We start from the raw sequence: 1,782 nt of genomic DNA, 5'->3' as shown, positions 1-1,782 counted from the left end.
AAAAGAAAAAATTTACTTCCTAATCAGATTACCGACAAGGCGAGAAACCACCTTCACTGACAAACCGCTACCCACTTATCATGTAACCGATTATGGGTGGCTGATTGAAGTAAGGAGATTTCATGATTATCAAAACCAACCCCCCTGCCTTGCTTTGTATGGCAGGCAAATTCATGACCTTACACTGCTTCGGGAGAAAGGAAGAAACCCTATTAACGACATGAATTGCCTGCTCTTGGGATTATCACCATGTAACCCATCAGATAACAAGATAGATTTTTAAAAAATTTTCCTTTCAAATGAATTTTTTAGCTTTTTAGCAGGCACTACAAAAATTTTACTTCCTAGAGTTACATTAAATCTCCTTTTCCAATAAGGAATAACTCTTCCCCGCTTTCCTATAAAGCCGATGGATACAGCGTTCGTAACTTCCTTTTTACGAACACAAAAGGGGCACCCATTAGAATCCATGTTGAATCGCTCAATAAAATGACTAGCCTTGGTATGCCCGATAGTTTCCGCGTTGCCTAGATCCGCCTATTGAAAACAGGGCGGTTAATAAGTCAACAAAACCTCCTATTATTTCAATCTATAAAATTCAAGTGCATTGTCACAAAAAATTCTTTTACAGTCTGATGCAGTAAAATTGTCTTCAATTAAAATTAAATCATTTTGATTGAATTGTCGTTTGGCTCTTGTCCCAGGCAAGTCTGTACCAAACATCAATGCATTTGGATTTATATGATTAATCTGTTTCATAACAGTTAAAGGGTCAAAATCAACTCGCATGAACCCTGTCGCTTTGACATGTATCCCATGTTCAACGAGTTGATATAAATGGTTAAGTCCATCTGTTGTTAAACCAAGGTGATCTATACTTACTTTAGGCATTTTTTAATATAAGGCACAAGATCGACAAGTGCATCATTTGCCACATATAACTCAACATGCCACTCAACTAAATCATATACTCTTTGTGCAAGAGTAACTAATTGAGCTAAATCTTGTTTTCCACTCCGAAACAGGTTGAAACGCACTGCCTTGATGCCGTTATTATTCAATGTCATCAATTGCTTGTCAGTCATTTGTGATGAAAATGATGTTACCCCAACAAACCTTTCTCCCAACTCATTTATGGCATGGAGTAAAAAGTCCTGATAACCATGTTGGAACGAACCCGCTACAATGACGCCACCAATCATTGATAAGCCTTCAATTTTATTCTGATATGGTGAAATATTCTGGTAAAAATCCTTTATTTTCAATTAATGGGAATTCAGGAGCAATAATATGAAAATGTGCATCAAATATCATGTTAGCTCTTCCTTATGCACGTTATAAATCATATCAAAACCAGCATAGACCAGTGGATTAAGAATGGCGAAACAATCCAAGTTCACACCTTTTTGCGCTTTGACCCAACTCCAAGCAGGATGGTTTAGAAATTACACGAAAATCAACATCCTCCGATAGCCTACTAACCACCCCATAACCTTTAGAAAGGCTTGCTCCCCCCTGAAATACCAGTCCAAAATAATCATTGGATATTTTAGATAGTAAGCCAATTGCTTTAGTAACAAAATAATCTTTACGAATAAAATCTGCAGATAGACCTAATATAATCGAAGTTTGACGGATTTGTTGTTCTTTTAACTCTCCTGTCATTGATACCATCCTCAAAGGCTAACTTGCGACCTTCAGCAAATAGCCTGGATGAAACGAAGTGAAACCCGGGTTACGGTCCTGCAGACCTTCACCCAGGGTACGTTTACTCCTGTTCTA

General features: G+C 37.6%; 4 protein-coding genes. 1 reads left to right on the top strand and 3 read right to left on the bottom strand.

What is annotated here, in order from left to right; all coding sequences use genetic code 11:
* The coding region (locus BN58_RS34885; protein ID WP_232220710.1) for a hypothetical protein at positions 1-283 on the top strand (283 nt) is incomplete at its 5' end.
* Positions 284-579: 296 nt separating this feature from the next.
* On the opposite strand, the gene BN58_RS30060 is transcribed toward BN58_RS34885, so the two are convergent.
* From BN58_RS30060 to BN58_RS16020, 3 genes are all read right to left on the bottom strand, one after another.
* Entirely contained in the window at positions 580-891 is a 312-nt protein-coding gene (locus tag BN58_RS30060; protein ID WP_019217684.1) for an amidohydrolase family protein, read from the bottom strand.
* Positions 879-1,202 (bottom strand): amidohydrolase family protein, encoded by a 324-nt coding sequence (locus BN58_RS30055; protein WP_019217683.1) that lies wholly within the window; start codon positions 1,200-1,202, stop codon positions 879-881. Before BN58_RS30055 ends, BN58_RS30060 begins: the two co-directional genes overlap by 13 nt.
* A gap of 169 nt (positions 1,203-1,371) precedes the next feature.
* Positions 1,372-1,665 carry a nucleotidyl transferase AbiEii/AbiGii toxin family protein gene (locus tag BN58_RS16020; protein ID WP_019217681.1) on the bottom strand — a complete coding sequence of 98 codons (294 nt, stop codon included), beginning with the start codon at positions 1,663-1,665 and terminating at the stop codon, positions 1,372-1,374.
* Positions 1,666-1,782: the final 117 nt, after the last annotated feature.

Origin of the sequence: Legionella tunisiensis, from assembly GCF_000308315.1 — a bacterium.
Taxonomy (GTDB): Bacteria; Pseudomonadota; Gammaproteobacteria; order Legionellales; family Legionellaceae; genus Tatlockia; species Tatlockia tunisiensis.
The sequence above is the reverse complement of the archived record's forward strand: the minus strand, read 5'-3'. Positions and strand labels throughout refer to the sequence as shown.

Bases quoted from the DNA above. Each gene is read 5' to 3' on its own strand.
- BN58_RS30060 (WP_019217684.1), bottom strand. From the start codon at position 891: ATGCCTAAAGTAAGTATAGATCACCTTGGTTTAACAACAGATGGACTT.
- BN58_RS30055 (WP_019217683.1), bottom strand. From the start codon at position 1,202: ATGATTGGTGGCGTCATTGTAGCGGGTTCGTTCCAACATGGTTATCAG.
- BN58_RS16020 (WP_019217681.1), bottom strand. From the start codon at position 1,665: ATGACAGGAGAGTTAAAAGAACAACAAATCCGTCAAACTTCGATTATA.